17 protein-coding genes are annotated in these 17198 nt (G+C 73.5%); 4 read left to right on the top strand and 13 right to left on the bottom strand.

What is annotated here, in order from left to right:
• Positions 1-93: 93 nt before the first annotated feature.
• From ABT092_RS27980 to ABT092_RS27945, 7 genes are all read right to left on the bottom strand, one after another.
• Positions 94-687, bottom strand: coding sequence for an HAD domain-containing protein (locus ABT092_RS27980; protein WP_351248712.1), 594 nt, complete (start codon positions 685-687; stop codon positions 94-96).
• A 20-nt stretch (positions 688-707) separates the two neighbouring features.
• Positions 708-1376 carry a methyltransferase domain-containing protein gene (locus tag ABT092_RS27975; protein WP_351248710.1) on the bottom strand — a complete coding sequence of 223 codons (669 nt, stop codon included), beginning with the start codon at positions 1374-1376 and terminating at the stop codon, positions 708-710.
• A gap of 1 nt (position 1377) precedes the next feature.
• The gene (locus ABT092_RS27970) at positions 1378-2292 is read right to left on the bottom strand and encodes a phosphotransferase family protein (protein ID WP_502968520.1); all 915 of its coding nucleotides are present in this window, start codon (positions 2290-2292) and stop codon (positions 1378-1380) included.
• An 82-nt stretch (positions 2293-2374) separates the two neighbouring features.
• Positions 2375-3136 (bottom strand): hypothetical protein, encoded by a 762-nt coding sequence (locus ABT092_RS27965; protein ID WP_351248708.1) that lies wholly within the window; start codon positions 3134-3136, stop codon positions 2375-2377.
• A 181-nt stretch (positions 3137-3317) separates the two neighbouring features.
• Complete coding sequence (locus ABT092_RS27960; protein ID WP_351248706.1) at positions 3318-3938, bottom strand: HAD-IA family hydrolase; 621 nt, start codon at positions 3936-3938, stop codon at positions 3318-3320.
• Positions 3935-5272 (bottom strand): helix-turn-helix domain-containing protein, encoded by a 1338-nt coding sequence (locus ABT092_RS27955; protein ID WP_502968519.1) that lies wholly within the window; start codon positions 5270-5272, stop codon positions 3935-3937. The genes ABT092_RS27960 and ABT092_RS27955 overlap by 4 nt, the downstream gene beginning before the upstream one ends.
• Positions 5273-5440: 168 nt before the next feature.
• A complete protein-coding gene (locus ABT092_RS27945; protein WP_351248704.1) occupies positions 5441-6724 on the bottom strand; it encodes an adenylosuccinate synthase in 1284 nt (427 codons plus the stop codon).
• A gap of 182 nt (positions 6725-6906) precedes the next feature.
• On the opposite strand from ABT092_RS27945, the gene ABT092_RS27940 reads away from it, so the two are divergent.
• Positions 6907-7725, top strand: a complete 819-nt coding sequence (locus tag ABT092_RS27940; protein WP_351248702.1) for a diacylglycerol kinase family protein — start codon at positions 6907-6909, stop codon at positions 7723-7725.
• Positions 7726-7823: 98 nt separating this feature from the next.
• Here ABT092_RS27940 and ABT092_RS27935 read toward each other — a convergent pair whose 3' ends face one another.
• Positions 7824-8354, bottom strand: coding sequence for a GbsR/MarR family transcriptional regulator (locus ABT092_RS27935; protein WP_351248700.1), 531 nt, complete (start codon positions 8352-8354; stop codon positions 7824-7826).
• Between the two features lie 91 nt (positions 8355-8445).
• On the opposite strand from ABT092_RS27935, the gene ABT092_RS27930 reads away from it, so the two are divergent.
• Both ABT092_RS27930 and ABT092_RS27925 read left to right on the top strand, forming a co-directional pair.
• Complete coding sequence (locus ABT092_RS27930; RefSeq protein ID WP_351248698.1) at positions 8446-9363, top strand: ABC transporter ATP-binding protein; 918 nt, start codon at positions 8446-8448, stop codon at positions 9361-9363.
• A complete protein-coding gene (locus ABT092_RS27925) occupies positions 9360-10982 on the top strand; it encodes an ABC transporter permease (RefSeq protein ID WP_351248696.1) in 1623 nt (540 codons plus the stop codon). Before ABT092_RS27930 ends, ABT092_RS27925 begins: the two co-directional genes overlap by 4 nt.
• Positions 10983-11031: 49 nt before the next feature.
• Here the strand turns inward: ABT092_RS27925 and ABT092_RS27920 are convergent, their stop codons facing one another.
• The 5 genes from ABT092_RS27920 to ABT092_RS27900 form a co-directional block, all read right to left on the bottom strand.
• Positions 11032-11706 (bottom strand): response regulator, encoded by a 675-nt coding sequence (locus ABT092_RS27920; protein WP_351248694.1) that lies wholly within the window; start codon positions 11704-11706, stop codon positions 11032-11034.
• Positions 11703-13082: a sensor histidine kinase gene (locus tag ABT092_RS27915; protein WP_502968518.1), complete on the bottom strand. Its 1380-nt coding sequence runs from the start codon at positions 13080-13082 to the stop codon at positions 11703-11705. The genes ABT092_RS27920 and ABT092_RS27915 overlap by 4 nt, the downstream gene beginning before the upstream one ends.
• Before the next feature lie 128 nt (positions 13083-13210).
• Complete coding sequence (locus tag ABT092_RS27910) at positions 13211-14176, bottom strand: alpha/beta hydrolase (RefSeq protein ID WP_351248692.1); 966 nt, start codon at positions 14174-14176, stop codon at positions 13211-13213.
• Positions 14177-14316: 140 nt separating this feature from the next.
• Entirely contained in the window at positions 14317-14925 is a 609-nt protein-coding gene (locus tag ABT092_RS27905; RefSeq protein WP_351248690.1) for a putative DNA-mimic protein, read from the bottom strand.
• 104 nt (positions 14926-15029) lie between these two features.
• A complete protein-coding gene (locus ABT092_RS27900) occupies positions 15030-15971 on the bottom strand; it encodes an alpha/beta fold hydrolase (protein WP_351248688.1) in 942 nt (313 codons plus the stop codon).
• Positions 15972-16185: 214 nt separating this feature from the next.
• Here ABT092_RS27900 and ABT092_RS27895 point away from each other — a divergent pair, with 214 nt between their 5' ends.
• Complete coding sequence (locus ABT092_RS27895; protein ID WP_351248714.1) at positions 16186-17133, top strand: helix-turn-helix transcriptional regulator; 948 nt, start codon at positions 16186-16188, stop codon at positions 17131-17133.
• Positions 17134-17198 lie beyond the last annotated feature (65 nt).

Genomic DNA, 17198 nt, shown 5'->3' with positions numbered 1-17198 from the left:
GAGATCGGGGCGCCGGACATCTCCTCCAGCGCCTTCACGTACGCCTGCGCGTTCTTGGGCAGCTCGGCGAAGGTCTTGGCGCCGGTGATGTCCTCATGCCGATGACGCGGCTGATCCGGGTCGAGGGTCCCGGGCGTCTCGGTAGCCGCCGTCCTTGCTGGCGGTGAGGTCGATCACCCATTCCAGCGCGGCCATGACGTGCTCGGGCTGTAGGCCGGCGTGTGGGTCGGGCTCGACCAGCAGTGTCGGGCTCCCCGCGGCGGTGCGGCCGGCGGCCCACTGGTGGTCGAGGGCGGTGAAGTCGTCGTCGATCCACACCGCCGGGGCACCGGCGAGCCAGGTCTCGACGTGGTCCCGCTTCCACAGGTAGCCGTCGGGGTGGCTGGTGGTCATCGGCAGGCGGGGCAGCTCGATGTGCTCGAAGGCGGGCAGGCCGAGCAGGGGGCCGATCAGGCGGGGGGCGTCGATGCGCCAACTGGTGCACCACACCGGTCGCACCGTCCCGGTGTGGACGGCGTCGGTGATCAGCGGGCCGTGCGCGGGGTTGAGCCACACCGGGATCGGATCGCGGTGGCCGGTCACGTGGACCTGGTGGCGGATGTGGGTCGCCGGGGTGGACCCGTCGGCGGCGGGGAACGGAATCAGCACGCCGTCGACGTCCAGCAGCAGGTACGGGATCTCGTGCATCGGTGCCTCCCAGGACTTGGTCAGGGCTTCCGTGCGGTGATCAGGAGGGTGGTCGGCCAGCGGGCATCGGCCGGGGCGAACAGGTTCTGCACGTCGGTGACCAGCAGGCCGGCCCGGTCGAGGGCGTGCCCCCAGGCGGCCGGGGCGATGTCCCAGCGCTCCGGGGCGGCGCTGGTGCCGTCGGGAAGGGTCAGCGTGTCGCGGTTGCGCGGACTGACGGGGATGGTGCCGGTCCGCTGCGGGTGCGGCACCGAAAAGGCGAGCACACCCGGGCCGGCGAGGCGGCGGGAGCACGCGGCAAGTACGCGGGACGGCTCGGTGGTGCCGATGGCCCCGAAGACGGAGACGATCGCGTCCAGGCTTTCGGTGACCCGGTTGAGGTGGGCCGCCGCGCTGCCGTGGACGAACTCGGCACCGGTGTGGCCGTAGTGGCCCCTCGCCCGCCGGATCTGCCCGGCCGAGCGGTCCACCGCGACGACCACCGCCCCGGCGGCGGCGAGGTGGGCCGCGTTGTGGCCGGCGCCGCATCCGAGCTCCACGACCCGACGCCCCGTCAGGTCCTCGCCCAGGAGCTCGGCGGCTGGGCCGATGCCGGGCCGTTGGGTCCACTCCATCCGCGGTCGCGGCTCCAGGCGGCCCGCAGGCCGCTCGGCGAGCCGGGCGGCGGCGTGGGAGTTCCAGGGGTCCACGTCACGGCTCCAGGAGCGCGACGGCGGTCGTCAGGTGGCGGCGCACGACGTTGACGTACGCCTCGTCCTTGGACGGGTCGTTGATCCAGCGCAGGGCCTGCTCGATGAACCACTCGATCGCCCAGACGCGGTGCCAGCCGAGCGCCCATGCCTCGGGGGCGAGGCCGCCGCGCTCGGCCAAGGCGCCCGGGTTGCCGCCGGTGGCGACGTACGCCTCAAGGAAGGCCCGGAGCCGGGCCGGGTCGGCATCGTCGACGGTGCCGTGCCAGGAGGCGAGGTCGAGCAGGCCGGGGCCGTTGAACGCGCGGGCGAAGTCGAGCAGGTGCCACCCGTCCTCGCCGACGTGGAGGCTGGTGGGGTGGAACTCGGAGTGCACCAGGCCCCACGGGCCGGTGGTGGCGCCTTCGGCGCGCTTGGCGGCGGCCTCGGCGAGCGAGTCCAGCACGTCGGCGATGTCGTCGGTGCCCGCCACCCACCGGCCGCCGCCGCGCAGGCGCTTGAGGTGGCCCGAGGCCCGGGCGGGGAGGGCGGCCAGGGCGTCGTCGTCCAGGACCGGAAGCGTGGGCAGCGGGTCACTGGCGTGCAGGGCGACGGCCGCCACGGCGCCGTCGGTGTCCAGTGCTTCGCGCACGGGCTCGCCCAGGTCCTCGATGACCATGCCGAGGACGCCGTCGCGCACGATCGCGCCGCTGACGGCGGGCACCGGGATGTCGGTCCTGCCGAGGGCCCGCAGGACCCGGCCCTCGCCGGTGAACGGTTCGGCGGCGAACTTGTAGATCGCGGTGGTGCCGTCGGGGAAGGTCAGGCGCTCGACGCCGGACAGCGACCAGACGCGCATCGGGTCGCGGGCGGGCCGGGGCAGGCGGGCGCCGGTGCAGATCTCGGCAAGCAGGGCGGTGACGAGTGTGGTGTCCACGGAAGGCTCCGAACGGTCGTGGTTTCGACGGGGGTTGGGACGGTTCGGGGCGGCGGCGCCTGCCGCCGTCCCGAACCGGTGCTCAACTCGACGTTCGGGCCGGGGTCACGCGGTGCGACTCGACCTGCTCGATCCACTCGTTCTTGAACGCGGCCAGCTCCTCGCCGAACTTCGACATGGAGGTGCCGTACGCGGCGACCACGCCGCCGGACTGGTCGGGGACCGACTGGCAGCCGTGCACCAGCCGGCCACCGAGCGCGGTGTGGGCGAGGACGCCCTCGATCCGGCGGTGCTCGTTGAACCAGCCGCCGTGGTAGACCTCGTCGAGCATCCGGCCGTCCTCCTCGTCGAGGTCGAAGACGACCCCGGTGGCGGAGGGGAAGAACCAGCACGGGCCGACGTTGCTGATGTGGCCGCTGAGTTCGACCTTGTTGAGGGCCATGAAGGTGGCCGCCTCACGGAGCATCCTGAGGTGGTCGGCGGTGACCTTCGGCAGGCCGAGGGCGGCCAGGTGCTCGTCGCGGAACAGATACGTGTAGACCTGGTAGGCGGTGGCCAGGACCTCGCCCGCGTCGTTGGTCGAGCGGCCGTTGGCCTTGATGAAGTCCAGGGCGATCTGCTCGACGGCGGACGCCTCGGTCTCCTCGGCGTGCAGGAGGTCGGACTGGACGGTGGCCCAGTCGACGACGAGCCAGGAGCGGTTCTCGAACCGGAAGAAGTGCTGGGCCGGGTCGATGGTGATGCGCTTGCCGTCCGCGGTGATGCCGGGCAGGCGGTTCCAGCGCGGGTCGAACGCCTCGGGCAGCTCGACCGTGATCGTCGTGGTGTCGACGGTGGTGGTCACCTGGGTCTCCGTTCCGGGTTGGGCACCCTGCCGGGTGCCGATCGGCTTGGACGGCCGCCCCGGATCGGGGTACTCCTGTCTCGCCCGGGGCGGCCTGGACACCACAGTGCCGCCCCGGTGAGTTCCGCATCCGCAGTCCGGCTGCGGGCCCGCAACCTGGCTGCGGTTCGGTCTAGACCCGTCAGCTGAGTGGGATGCCGAGCAGGGCTTCCACCTGCGCGATCGTGTCCGCGGGGTTCTTGGCGAGGACGGTGGCGACGCCGCGGTCTTCCGCCGGGGGCAGGTTGCGGGCGGTGTCGTCGACGAACACGCATGCCGGGCCCGCGAGTTCCATGAGGCCGAGCATGACCTCATAGATCTCCGGGTCGGGCTTGCGCATCTTGTAGTGCTCGGAGAGCAGCACCGTGTCGTAGAGCCGGTCGACGTCGTAGCCGTCGTAGATGTCGTAGGGCTCGCTGCCGAGGCTGTTGGAGAAGATCCCGACCTTGATCCCGGCGGCGCGGGCGGCCTGGGCGGCGGCGATGACCGACGGCTCCGGGTGCAGGTCCTCCAAGACCCGACCGAGCAGGTTGGTGCCGTCGATGCCGAGCAGGGCGGCCGTCCGCTCGTTCCACTCGGTCTGGGTGATCGTCCCGCGCTCCAGGTCCGCGTAGAGCGCCACCCCTTCGGGGTTCTTGGCGATGGCGGTCAGGAAGGTGCCCTCGGGCAGGCCGGCCCGGCGGTCGAAGCCGGTCGCGCAGGCAGCGACGCTGGTGGTCAACACCCCGCCGAAGTCGAGAATCAGGCCCGTGCGGCGGCTCATGCGGGACTCCCGGTGGTCTTGAGGAGGGTTCGGGTGTCGATCACGTGCTCGCCCAGGCTCCGCGTTCCGGCGGTCTTGTGGGTCCGCAGCCTGCGGTGCAGCTCGGTGACGCGGTCCAGGGTCCCGCGGTGCTGGACCTGGGCGACCAGGTCCAGCGCGGCGTGGCCGTCCTCGCAGGCGGCCTCGACGTCGTTGGCGCCGGCGTGGGCCTCGGCGCGGCAGACGTAGGCGGTGCAGCGGTGCCGCAGCATCTCCGGAGGCAGCTTCTCGATCGCCTGGTTCAGGGAGGGGAGGGCATCGGCGGGCCGTCCGAGCCGGACCAGGTCGCTGCCCTCGTAGGCGTCGGCCTTGGACAGGTCGAACCAGGCGATGCCGCCCCAGCGTTCGTCGTCCATCGGGCCGGACAACAGGGTGCGGGCGTCCTCCATGGAGGCTCGGAAGCCTTGTTCGTCGCCCGTGGAGGAGTACATCTCAGAGGCGACCGCGTTCGTCCACGCGCGCATCCGCTGGGAGGCTCCGCGCTCGGCGGCGGCGACGGCGGCGAGCGCGTAGTCCAGACCGCCGTCCGGATCGCCGCCGTAGGAGGTGCGGAAGGCCCGGCCGCCGAGGATCAGCGCGGCCAACTCCGCGCTGTCGATCTCCTTGGCGATCTGGTAGCCGAGGTCCATGTAGGCGTCGGCCTGGCCCTGGTCGCCGAGGTCGAGCGAGAGCAGGACCGCAGCAAGAGCGGCCATCTCGGCCATGTGCTCCAGCAGTGAGTTCCGCAGGTGGGCGGGCTGGTCCTTCGGCCTCAGCGAGACGGCCAGCTGCAACTGGTGGTGGGCTACTGGGACCAGGCTGGAGGCGGGGAAGGACTTGTAGGAGCGGCGGTAGCTCGCGCCGATCGACCGGAGCTCGTCCACCGTGGCCTGGTCCACGCTGCCGCCGGACGGCCGGGCGACCTGGGCCCGGGCGTCGGGCGACAGGCCGGCGACGGCGGCGGTCAGGCCGGCCAGCGAGCCGAGGGTGAAGGTACGTCGAAGCACGGTCTCTGAACTTTCCGCATCGGGCGCGGGCACGGGTGGCGAAGGCATGGGTGCTCTGGGTGACTGTGCTACCACGGGAACCGTGCCGAACCGCACGTCAAACGCCAGAACGTGATCAACCGTCAGTCCTAACGCACCTGCAACCCGCTCCGCCATGCTCAAGCTGTCCAGCGCGGCGACCCCGCGTTCCACCTGCCCGACCCACGATTCCGACCGGCCGACCACAGCCCCGAGTTCGTGCTGAAGAAGGCCCTTGCGCCTCCTCCCCTTCTCGATGCGCTGACCGATGATCTTGTTGATCTCCCTCACTGGACACGCCCCGGAGTCCGTGACCGCACTGCTACGGACGGCAACCGTACCTGCGCGGCAGGCGGCCCGCGAGCCTGAGGGAAGCACCCAGAAGACGGGACGTGCCCCGTGCCCGGTCGCAGGACCGGGCACGGGGCACCGGGGCGCACTCCGTGGAACGGGGCGGGCCTACAGGAAGGAGTTGACCTCGATCGTCTGGTCCCGGCCCGGGCCGACGCCGATCGCGGAGATCGGGGCGCCGGACATCTCCTCCAGCGCCTTCACGTACGCCTGCGCGTTCTTGGGCAGCTCGGCGAAGGTCTTGGCGCCGGTGATGTCCTCCGTCCAGCCCGGCAGGTTCTCGTAGATCGGCTTCGCGTGGTGGAAGTCGGTCTGCGAGTAGGGCAGCTCCTCGACGCGCTTGCCGTCGATCTCGTAGGCGACGCAGACCGGGATCTGCTCCCAGCCGGTGAGCACGTCGAGCTTGGTGAGGAAGAAGTCGGTGAGGCCGTTGACCCGGGTCGCGTAGCGGGCGATCGGGGCGTCGAACCAGCCGCAGCGGCGGTCCCGGCCGGTGGTGACGCCGCGCTCGCCGCCGATGCGGCGCAGGGCCTCGCCGTCCTCGTCGAACAGTTCGGTCGGGAACGGGCCGGCGCCGACGCGGGTGGTGTACGCCTTCAGGATGCCGATGACGCGGCTGATCCGGGTCGGGCCGACGCCGGCGCCGGTGCAGGCACCGCCGGCGGTCGGGTTCGACGAGGTCACGAAGGGGTACGTGCCGTGGTCGATGTCCAGCAGGGTGCCCTGGCCGCCCTCGAACAGGACGACCTTGTCCTCGTCCAGCGCCTGGTTCAGGACCAGGGTGGTGTCGGCGACATAGCGCTCGATCTGCCGTGCGTAGCCGAGCAGCTCCTCGACGACCTGCTCGACGGCGATGGCCCGGCGGTTGTACAGCTTGGCCAGCACCTGGTTCTTGAAGGCGAGGGACGCCTCGACCTTCTGGGTCAGGATCGACTCGTCGTAGAGGTCCTGGACCCGGATGCCCACGCGGTTGATCTTGTCCGCGTAGGTGGGGCCGATGCCACGACCGGTGGTGCCGATCTTCCGCTTGCCGAGGAAACGTTCCGTGACCTTGTCGACGGTGACGCTGTACGGCGTGATGATGTGGGCGTTGCCGCTGATCAGCAGCTTGGACGTGTCGACGCCGCGGTCGTTCAGGCCGCTCAGCTCAGAGAGCAGGACCGAGGGGTCCACGACGACGCCGTTGCCGATCACGGGAACGCAGTCCGGCGAGAGAATTCCGGAGGGGAGCAGGTGGAGCGCGTACTTCTGGTCGCCCACGACGACCGTGTGGCCGGCGTTGTTGCCGCCCTGGTAGCGCACCACGTAGTCGACCGAGCCACCGAGCAGGTCGGTGGCCTTCCCCTTGCCCTCGTCACCCCACTGAGCTCCGAGCAGCACAAGTGCGGGCACAGGCGTACACCCCTTCCGGGCGGGGCATGTCCAGGGTCAGGGGCGTGCGGGTCGCACACCCCGGCGACCCTCGTTGGCCGCACCCGTCGGACCGGTGCCCCGGTATAGACGAAGCCCCTGGCGCAATAGCGCAAGGGGCTCTTGCACAAAGATGCTACCCGAGGAAGCGAGGAAGGACCGAGGTGTCGGTTTCCGACCAGTTGCTGCTCCTCGTCGATCCGGTCGCCCGGCTCCACGACGGGGAATCGGTACGCATCGCGAAAGACGTGCTCAGCGGGGGTGCGGGGGTCAAGGTGTGCCTGCCGGAGCACCCCGGGGAGTTCGCCCGCTCGCTGGCCCGGAGGGGCTCCCGGCGGCCGGTGGTGGTCGGCGACGACCACGCACTGTTGCGGACGGTGACCCTGTTGCACCGGGAGCGGGAGCTGGAGTCGACGGCGTTGTCCCTGGTCCCGGTGGGGGGCAAGGTGTCCTTGGCGAGGTCGCTGGGGGTGCCCGCCGGGACGGTGGGGGCGGCCCGGGCGGTCCTGGAGGGCACGGCCCGGCGGCTGGACCTGCTGGTCGACGATGCCGACGGGGTGGTGCTGAGGGCGCTGCGGGTTCCCCACGGCGACGGGCCCGGGCCGGTCGTGACCGGGGGCGGCGCCGGGTGGTTGCGGTCGTCCTGGGCGCGGGTGCGGGGGGCGGTGGTGCCGGTGCCCGCCGGGGCGGTGCGGGTGCGGGTGGAGGTGGACGGCGAGGTGCTGGTGGAGCCGGCGACGCCGGTGGCGGCGGTGGACGTGGGGCCGGGCGGGGACGGGGAGTGCGAGGTGGTGGTGCGGTGGGCCGGCGCCGGGGCGCGGGTGGTGCGGGCCCGGGGGCGCACGGTGACCGTGTCGGGGGCGGGGGCGTCCGGGGAGGGCTTCCGGTACCGGGCGGACGCGGTGGCGGGCGGCCCGGTGCGGCGGCGGACCTGGACCTGCCGGCCGAAGGGGTGGACGCTGACGCTGCCCGCGGGGATGTGAGGAACCGCGGAGGTGCGAGGGGCCACGGGGCCACGGGGGTGCGAGGAACCGCGGGGGTGCGAGGGGCCACGGGGGTGCGAGGGGGCTTCCGGCCCCGGTCAGGGCTGCTGCCGGGACCTGCGGTAGACCTCCCAGCGGGCCATCAGGTCGCCGAGTTCGCGGTCGACGAACTCGAAGAACAGCAGGGTCTCCACCAGTCGCTCGCCGGCCGGGGAGTCGGGGCCGAGGCTGGCGACGCCCTCGCGCAGCGCCTCGGTCCACCGCTTGAGCACCGCCTCGCGGTTGGTGAGGGCCTCGTACCACTGCCAGCCGTGCACCACGTAGCGCTCGCGGCGGGAACCGGGCTCGCGCTGCCGGGTCACCATGTGCTGCTGGGAGAGGTACTTCACGGCGCCGGAGACCCCGGCGGGGCTCACCTTGAGCCGCTCGGAGAGTTCGGCGGAGGTCATGGAGCCGCTGTCGGAGGAGAGGATCGAGGCGAACACCCGGGCCGCCATGGAGGGCATTCCGGCGCCGACGAGTTGGGCGGCGAAGTGTTCGACGAACCGGGCGACCCTGTCGTCGTCCCGCCCGGGGCCCTGCCCGGGGTCCCGGGCGGGCTCGGCGGACACCGGGTCGTTCTCCGTCATGCCTCGACCATCCCTTCGTGCGACGTGCCTGGGCAGAGGCTATACGCTTCCTTAACTTCACAATTTTCTGAAACTAGCGTACCTTCCGAATATGACGAAGGCCATCACCGTATCCGGTCTGTGCAAGTCCTTCGGTCGCACCCGAGCCCTGGACGGACTCGACCTCGCCGTCGAGAAGGGCGAGGTGCACGGCTTCCTCGGGCCGAACGGGTCCGGGAAGTCCACCACCATCCGCGTCCTGCTCGGCCTGCTGCGGGCCGACTCCGGCGCCGCCCAGCTCCTCGGTGGCGACCCCTGGCACGACGCCGTCGACCTGCACCGCCGGCTCGCCTACGTCCCCGGGGACGTCACCCTGTGGCGCAACCTCAGCGGCGGCGAGGTCATCGACCTGTTCGGGCGGCTGCGCGGCGGCCTCGACCGCGACCGCCGCGACCGGCTGCTGCAACGCTTCGAACTCGACCCCACCAAGAAGGGCCGCGCCTACTCCAAGGGCAACCGGCAGAAGGTGGCCCTCGTCGCCGCCTTCGCCTCCGACGCGGACCTGCTGATCCTCGACGAACCCACCTCCGGCCTCGACCCGCTGATGGAGGAGGTCTTCCAGGACTGCGTGCGCGAGGAGCGCGACCGCGGACGCACCGTGCTGCTCTCCTCCCACCTGCTCAGCGAGGTGGAGAGCCTCTGCGACCGGGTCAGCATCATCCGCCGGGGCCGCACCGTGGAGAGCGGCTCCCTCGCCGACCTGCGCCACCTGACCCGCACCAGCGTCAGCGCCGACCTCGCCACCGACCCCGGCCCGCTGACCGAACTGCCCGGGGTGCACGACCTCCAGGTGCAGGGCCGACGCGTCCGCCTCCAGGTCGACACCGACCGCCTCGACGGCGTGCTGCGCGCCCTCACCCGGCACGGCGTCCGCTCGCTCACCTCGACCCCGCCCACCCTGGAGGAACTCTTCCTCCGCCACTACCAGCAGGACGAGCCGGACGGGGCGAGCACGGCGGTGGCCCGATGAGCGCCACCGCCGCCCCCGGCGCCCACCGCCCGGCCCGTGGCCGCCGGCCCGGCCCGCTCACCGGCGCCTGCACCCTGCTGCGCCACGCCCTGCGCCGGGACCGGATCGTGCTGCCGGTGTGGGTGCTCGTCATCGCGGTCATGGTCGTCAGCGGCCCCGGCTCCCTCGGCGCGCTCTACGGCACCGCCGCCGAACGGGCCTCCTTCGCCGAATCGGTGACCGCCAACGGCTCGCTGCGAGCCATGTACGGGCCGGCCTTCGGGGATTCGGTGGGCGCCCTGACCGCCATGCGGCTGGGGGTGTTCGCCGCCCTGTTCGCCGGGATCATGAGCCTGCTGCTCGTCGTCCGGCACACCCGGGACGAGGAGGAGAGCGGACGCCAGGAGCTCGTCTCCGCCCTGGTCGTCGGCCGCCGCGCCCCGCTGACCGCCGCCCTGTCGACCGCCGCCGTCGCCAACGGGGCACTGACCCTTCTCGTCGTCGCCGGACTGTGGGGAGAAGGACCGGCCGGGGCGCTCGCCCTCGGGCTGGCCATCGGCGGCTCCGGCATGGTCTTCGCGACCGTGGCCGCCGTCGCCGCGCAACTCACCGAGAGCGGCCGACTCGCCCGGGGCCTGGCCGTGGGGGTGCTCGGCGCGGCCTTCGTGCTGCGCGCCGCCGGCGACGCCGGAACCGCGGACGGGTCCTCCGTCCTCACCTGGCTCTCCCCGCTCGGCTGGGCCGAGAACCTGCGGTCCTTCGGCGGGGAACGCTGGTGGGTCCTGCTGCTCCTGCTCGCCGCCGTCCTCGTCCAGACCGGGGTGGCGTACGCGCTCGCCGAGCGCCGTGACATCGGCATGAGCTTCCTCCCCGGCCGGCCCGGACCGGCCGTCGGCCGGCTCGGCGGGGCCGGCGCCCTCGCCTGGCGCCTCCACCGCGGCAACCTGCTCGGCTGGAGCGCCGGATTCCTGCTCAGCGGGGTGGCCCTCGGCGGCGTCGTGTCCAGCGCCGACGACCTCGTCGGCACCAACGAACGGACCCGGGACCTCATCGAGCGGATGGGCGGCACCACCGCCATCGGCGAGGCGTTCCTCGGCACCATGGCCGGACTCCTCGGCCTGATCGCCGGGGTGTACGTGGCCGCGGCGGTGCTGCGCCTGCACGGCGAGGAGGTCAGCGGCCGGGTCGAACCCCTGCTGGCCGCACCGGTCGGACGGGTCCGCTGGGCCGCCGGCCACCTGGCCGTCGCCTTCGGCGGCGGGGCGCTGCTCCTGCTGCTGGGCGGGCTGGGCCTCGCCCTCGGCCACGGGCGGGACCCCGGTCAGGCCCTGGCCGCCGCCCTCGTCCAACTGCCCGCGGTATGGGTGATCGGCGGCCTCGCCACCCTGCTGACCTGCGCCTCCCCCCGGCTGGCCGTGCTGTCCTGGGCCGTCGCCGGCGGGGCGGTCCTCCTCGGCTGGATCGGCCCCGCGCTGAAGGTGCCCCGGGCCGTACTGAACCTGTCCCCCTACGAGCACCTGGCCAAGTTGCCCGGCGAGGAGCTGCGCTGGACCCCGGTGCTGCTGCTGACCCTGCTGGCCCTCGCCCTGGTGGCGGCCGGCCTGACCGCCCTGCGCCGCCGGGACCTCGTCCCCTCCTGAACCGGGCCGCGCCGGGGGCGCCCGACCGCCGCTCCGGGGGGGCGGTCGGTCACCCCGGCGTGACCAACCGGGCCTCGTACGCGAAGACCGCCGCCTGGGTGCGGTCCCGCAAGCCCAACTTGACCAGGATGCGACTCACATGGGTCTTCACCGTCGACTCGGCCACCACCAGCCGGGAGGCGATCTCCGCATTGGACAGCCCCTGCGCGATCAGCACCAGCACCTCCGTCTCCCGATCCGTCAACTCCCCGTAGGAGCCGGCGGAACCGGCGGCGCCCGCGAACGGGCGCGGGGCATCGGCCAGCTTGGAGAACTCGGTGATCAAACGCCGGGTGACGCTCGGCGCGAGCAGCGCCTCGCCCGAGGCCACCACCCGCACCCCGTCCGCGAGTTGACGTGCCGAGGCGTCCTTCAGCAGGAAGCCGGATGCCCCCGCGCGCAGCGCCTGGTACACGTACTCGTCCAGATCGAAGGTGGTGAGCACCAGCACCTTCGCCCCGCTGCCCGAGGCGACGATCTCCCGGGTGGCCTCGATCCCGTTCAACTCCGGCATCCGGATGTCCATCAGCACCACGTCCGGCGCCAACTCCCGCACCCGCCGCACCGCTTCCAGCCCGTTGACCGCCTCCCCGACGACCTCGATCCCCGGCATCGCGTTCAACAGCACCGAGAAGCCCTCGCGCACCATCATCTGGTCGTCCACGACCAGCACCCGGATCGTCATGCCGTCTCCTCCGCCCCGGCCGCCGCCGGCACCGGCAGGAACACCGCCACCTCGTAACCGCCGTCCGGCTGCTCCCCCGCCGTCATCTGCCCGTCCAACATCGCCACCCGCTCCCGCATCCCGGTGATCCCGTGCCCGGCGCCCGGCGAGGGCTTCACCAGCCCCCGCGCCGGACCGTTCACCACCCGCAGCCCCAGTCCGCCGAGGACGTAGCCGACCTCCACCCGGGCCGCCGCGCCCGGCGCGTGGCGCAGGGTGTTGCTCAACGCCTCCTGCACGATCCGGTACGCCGACAGCTCCACGCCCGGCGGCAGTTCCCGCACCGCACCCGTCACCGCCTTGGTCACCTCCAGCCCCGTCTCCCGCACGTTGGTGATCAGCGCGTCCAGATCGGCCAGCGTGGGCTGCGGGGCGTCCGGCGCCTCGTAGTCCTCCGCCCGGACCACCCCGAGCACCCGGCGCAGCTCCGTCAGCGCGGCCACCGCGTTCTCCCGGATGGTGGCGAACGCCTGCTCCAGCTCCGGCGGCGGGTTCTCCACCCGGTACGGGGCCGCCTCCGCCTGGATCGCCACCACCGACATGTGGTGGGCCACCACGTCGTGCAGCTCCCGGGCGATGGTGGTGCGCTCCTCCAGCAGCGTGCGCCGGTCGCGTTCGGCCGCGGTCACCGTGCGCTCGGCGGCCACCTCCTGCTGCGCCACCTCCACCTTCTGCCGAGCCTCCCGCCGCACGTGCCACACCGTGAGCAGCAGGACCAGCATCCCCGAGACGAACACCATCGTCCCGGCGTCCGAGGAGTCGCCGCGCCCGTCCCCGGAGGTGGCCAGCGTCCCGAACACGGTGGTGACGATCCACATCCACAGCCCGGTACGGGGCCGGGTGCGGGCCGTCACGACCGCCATCACCACCAGGTGCGCGAAGAACCCGGCCCCCGTCCACGGCCAGGCCGCCCCGGTGAAGCCGCTGATCCCCATCAGCACGGGCACCGAGGCCAGCGAGAGGAAGAACGCGAGCACCGGGCGGACCAGGGTGAACAGGACCGCCAGCGCGGGCAGCGCCCCCATCACCAGGGCGGCCGGCTCGGACACCCCGTACGCGGACACCGAGCCGGCGAAGAAGGTGAACCCGGCGAGGGCGACGACCAGGGCGTGCGGCGCCCATCTGCCGCGCCCGCCGAACCGGCGCGCCAGCCGTCGGCCGGGGCCGAGCGGCGCCAGCGGGCGGTAGGCGAAGGCGTCCTGGAAGAGGTCCTCGCGCACCCCGCCGAACACGTCCTTCACCAGGTCGAACTCGGGACTGCGGCCCCGGGCCGGGCGGGGGTGCGGGGGCGGCTGCGGATACGGGTGCGGAGGCGGTGTCTGCGGGGTCTGGGTCACCCTACGACGGTAAGGGCCCAGGAAAGGGCGGGTCGTCCCCACGGAGTCGGGTCGTCCAGGGTCCGCCTCAGGTACTACCCGCACCGCCGGGAGTCGGAGCGCCGGCGGTGCGGGCCCGTACCGGCTGCTCACCAGGCGAGCTGGGCGATCTCCTCGGCGACCACCGCGCAGGCGTCCGCCGCCGGGTCGATCAACGGGAAGTGCCCCACCCCCGGCAGCACCGTCAGCCCCACCACCTCGCCGGCCGCCGCGGCGGCGGCCACGTACGCCTCGGCCACCGCCACCGGCACGTCCAGGTCGGCGGCGCCCTGCACCACCACCGTGGCGATCCCGGTGGGCAGCAGCGCCGCCGGATCGACGTACCCGACCCGCGCCGCGTACGGCTCGGGCCCGCCGCCCAGGAACTGCCGGGCCGCGTCCCCGCACACCCCCAGCGCGGTGGCGGTGGCGAAGTCGGCGATGGGGGCGAGCGCCACCACCCCGCGCAGCGCCGGGGGCCGGGGCAACCGCCAGCCGCTGTCGGCGGGCAGGGCGTGCCGGGCCGCCGCCCACAGCGCGAGTTGCCCGCCGGCCGAGTGCCCGGTCACCACCGTCCGCCGCACGTCGACCCCCGGCAGCGCCGCCGCGGCCAGCGCCGGCAGGGCGTCCAGGGCCGCCGCCACGTCGTCCAGGGTGTCCGGCCAGCGCCCCGCCACCGGGCCCGTCGCCGGCTCCCCGGTACCGCCGCGCTGCGCGGGCAGCCCCGGGCCCCTGCGGTACTCGACGGAGGCGACCGCGAGCCCCGTCCGGGCCAGGTACCCGGCGAACGGGCTGAGGTGCGCCCGGTCGTACGGGGCCCGCCAGGCACCGCCGTGCACCACCACCACCAGCGGCGCCGCGCCGGTGGCCCCGGGCGGCGGGTGCGGGGCGTAGAAGTCGATCACCTGGTCGGGGTGCGGCCCGTAGGCCGCGGTGGCGTCCGGCGGGACGGCCGGGTGCGCGAACGCGGACGCCTCCTCGGCGGCGGCCCGGGCCACCGCCCCGGGGTCGGGGGCGCGGCCGGTGCCCGGTGCGGGGCCGTCGGCTCGGGGGTCGTCGGGGTCGTCGTCCGGCATGTGGGGCCTCTCGGTGCGGGCTCGGGGCAGGGCGTCCGGACGCTACCAAGCCGTGGGGCCGCCCACCGGGAACGGGCCTTCCCTCGGACCGGGCGGAGGCGGCGCCGCCGTGCGCCGGCGCCGCCCGCCCCTCCTGCCGCTCAGTGGAACACCAGGGCGTGCCCACCGGCGATGCCGGCCCGGCAGGCGGCACGCAGTTGGTGCAGGGCCCGGCGCTCGGGGGCGTGGGGGTCGCCGTCCGCGGGGACGGCGTCCGGGGCGCCCAAGACGGCGGCCACCCGGTCGAGTTCCTGGAGGAGGCGGTGCGTGGAACCCACCATGCCGCCGCCGGCCACCCCCGATTCCGGCGAGAGGAAGAGGGGGTCGGCGAAGTCCACCGGCACGTAGTACCCGGAGCTGTCAGAGTGGCACAGCAGGTGCGAGGCGAACATCATCGTCTCGTCCTCGATCCGCTCCAGGTCCCGGCGCCAGGCCGGGCCGTCGACGGGCGGCGCGGGCGGGAGGGCGGCCTCGCCGCTCGACGGGGACAGGACGTAGGCGCGGCGCAGGCGCATCAGGTCGCCGTACGGGAATCCGCCGGAGTGGGTGTGGGCGGTGGGCGGATCGGTGATCTCCGGTTCGCCCCAGTCGACGCCCTCGGCGCGCAGGGCCAGCGCAAGGCGGTCGAAGGCGCGACGGTGGTGTGCGTACCCTTCCGGGTCGTTGCGCTTCTGGTCGTACAGCAGGCCCACGGAGATGGAGAGTCCCATGGGTGCGGAGCCTAGGGCGGACCGACCGCGGGCGGTCCGCCGGGGCCGGGCGGCGGAGGGGCACGGGTCCGCCCGCCACCGAGCGGGACCCGTGCCGACCTGCCTCATCCGTCCTGCCGCTCCAGCCACTGCGTGATCACGCGGTTGGTCTGCTCCGGCTCCTCCTGCTGGATCCAGTGGCCGCAGTCCAGCTCGACCACCTCCGCGCGGGGCACGAACTCCGTCAGCCGCTCGGACCTCGCGACCAGGTCCCGGGTGCCGTAGATCATCAGCGTGGGCTGGTGGACGATCGGGTCCACGCCGGCCAGCAGGTGCCAGTTGCGGTCGAGGTTCCGGTACCAGTTCACGCTGCCGGTGAACCCCGACTCTTCGAAGGCGGTGACGAAGACGTCCAGTTCCTCGTCGCTCATGACGGGTTCGCCGAGCGGGGTCTCGGCCCGGGCCAGGTTGATCATCGCCATGCCCGGCTGAGGGGCCCTGGGGGGCTCGTTCTTCCGGTACAGGTTGCGGAGGAACCGGAAGGCGTCCTCTTCGAACACGGCGTCCGCCACGCCGGGTCGGCGGTTGAAGTGGACGAAGTAGAAGTCGCCGCCGAGCACGGCCTCCATCGCCTCGATCCAGGGCCGCTCACCGCGCTCCTGGTAGGGGAGGCTGAGGTTGATCACCTTGTGCACGCGGTCGGGGTGCAACAGGGTCAGCCCCCAGACGACCATCGCGCCCCAGTCGTGGCCGACGAAGGTGGCGTCCTGGTACCCGTAGTGGTCGAGGAGCGCGACGAGATCGCCCGACAGGTGCTCGATGTCGTACGCCGTCACCTCGGTCGGACGGGACGACCTGCCGTAGCCCCGCTGGTTGGGGACGATGACGTGGTAGCCCGCGGCCACGAGGGCGGGCACCTGGTGACGCCAGGAGAAGGCGTGCTCCGGCCAGCCGTGGCAGAGCACGATGGGCCTTCCGGCGTTCTCCGCACCCGCCTCGAAGACTTCGAGCACCACGCCGTTGACCGGAACGAGGGTGGGTTCGGGAAATGCGCTGGGGTCGGGCATGGCTTCTGCTCTCCGTGTTCTCGGTCTTTCCGGGTGACAGCCCGGTTGCTCGGGCGGCGAGGGTCCCCGACGACGGCGTCGGCCCACCCCCGGTGGGCGCCGGGGCGATCCGGGCGGACGTGGGCGGTGGAGCTCCTCGCTGAGTGCCGTGTCGCCATCTTGGCCACCGAAACCGGTCACCCCATGACCGGTTTCCTGTGGAAGTGTGGGCGATGTGCGAACCGACCGGCTGGTGGCCGTCCTCCTCCTGCTGCAACGGCGCCAGCAGGTGACCGCGGCGGAGGTCGCCCGGGAACTGGAGGTCTCCGAGCGCACCGCCCGCCGCGACCTCGACGCCCTGGCCGCGGCCGGGGTGCCCGTGTACTCGGTGCAGGGCCGGGGCGGCGGCTGGCGCCTGGTGGGCGGCGCCCGCACCGACCTGTCCGGGTTGACCGCGGGCGAGGCCCGCGCCCTGTTCCTGCTCGCCGGTCAGGCGTCGGCGGCGACGCCGACCGTGAAGGCGGCCCTGCGCAAGCTCGTCCGCGCCCTGCCGGAACCCTTCCGGGCGCAGGCCGAGGCGGCGGCGTCCTCGTTGGTCACGGACCCGCAGCGGTGGGGGGCGGGCCGGATCGAGCACCGCCCCCCGCCCTTCCTCGACGCGCTCCAGGACGCGGTGATCCGCGGCGTCCAGGTGCGGCTCGGCTACGTGGACCGCGCGGGCACTGGTACCGAACGGACCGTGCACCCGCTGGGCATCGTCGCCAAGGGCCCCTCGTGGTACCTGGTCGCCGCCACCGGGGCCGGCCGGCGGACCTTCCGGATCGACCGCGTGTCCTCCGTCGCCCCGACCGACGACCCCGTGCACCGGCCCGAGGACTTCGACCTCGCCGAGAGCTGGCGCGAGATCGCCGACGGGATCGACCGCCGGCGGACGCCCCTCGAAGTCCAGGCGGTGTGCGCGCCCGAGGCCATGGACCGGCTCCGGATGGCGCTCGGCGAACGGCTCGATGTGGGGGGCACCACGCCCGACGGCCGCGTCGAGGTCGTGATCCGCGGCCGCGACGAGTACGTGCTCGCCGGCGAACTCGCCTGGCTGGTCGAGTGGTTGGAGGTGACGGGCCCGCCGGGGGTCCGTCACCACCTGGCCGCGATCGGCGAGGCGCTCGTCCGGCGCTACGGCTGAGACCGTCCCAGCGGACCTCCGCGCGGACCTCCGCGCGGACCGTGGCGGCGCCCGGGCGGAGGTCC

This window comes from Streptomyces sp. NPDC002490 (genome assembly GCF_040296045.1).
In the GTDB taxonomy this organism is placed as follows: Bacteria; Actinomycetota; Actinomycetes; order Streptomycetales; family Streptomycetaceae; genus Streptomyces.
Note: the sequence above shows the minus strand (reverse complement) of the source record. Positions and strands in the feature narration are given on the sequence as shown.

Bases quoted from the DNA above. Each gene is read 5' to 3' on its own strand.
- ABT092_RS27980 (WP_351248712.1), bottom strand. From the start codon at position 687: ATGCACGAGATCCCGTACCTGCTGCTGGACGTCGACGGCGTGCTGATT.
- ABT092_RS27905 (WP_351248690.1), bottom strand. From the start codon at position 14,925: ATGGGACTCTCCATCTCCGTGGGCCTGCTGTACGACCAGAAGCGCAAC.
- ABT092_RS27960 (WP_351248706.1), bottom strand. From the start codon at position 3,938: ATGAGCCGCCGCACGGGCCTGATTCTCGACTTCGGCGGGGTGTTGACC.
- ABT092_RS27925 (WP_351248696.1), top strand. From the start codon at position 9,360: ATGAGCGCCACCGCCGCCCCCGGCGCCCACCGCCCGGCCCGTGGCCGC.
- ABT092_RS27920 (WP_351248694.1), bottom strand. From the start codon at position 11,706: ATGACGATCCGGGTGCTGGTCGTGGACGACCAGATGATGGTGCGCGAG.
- ABT092_RS27910 (WP_351248692.1), bottom strand. From the start codon at position 14,176: ATGCCGGACGACGACCCCGACGACCCCCGAGCCGACGGCCCCGCACCG.
- ABT092_RS27900 (WP_351248688.1), bottom strand. From the start codon at position 15,971: ATGCCCGACCCCAGCGCATTTCCCGAACCCACCCTCGTTCCGGTCAAC.
- ABT092_RS27935 (WP_351248700.1), bottom strand. From the start codon at position 8,354: ATGACGGAGAACGACCCGGTGTCCGCCGAGCCCGCCCGGGACCCCGGG.
- ABT092_RS27930 (WP_351248698.1), top strand. From the start codon at position 8,446: ATGACGAAGGCCATCACCGTATCCGGTCTGTGCAAGTCCTTCGGTCGC.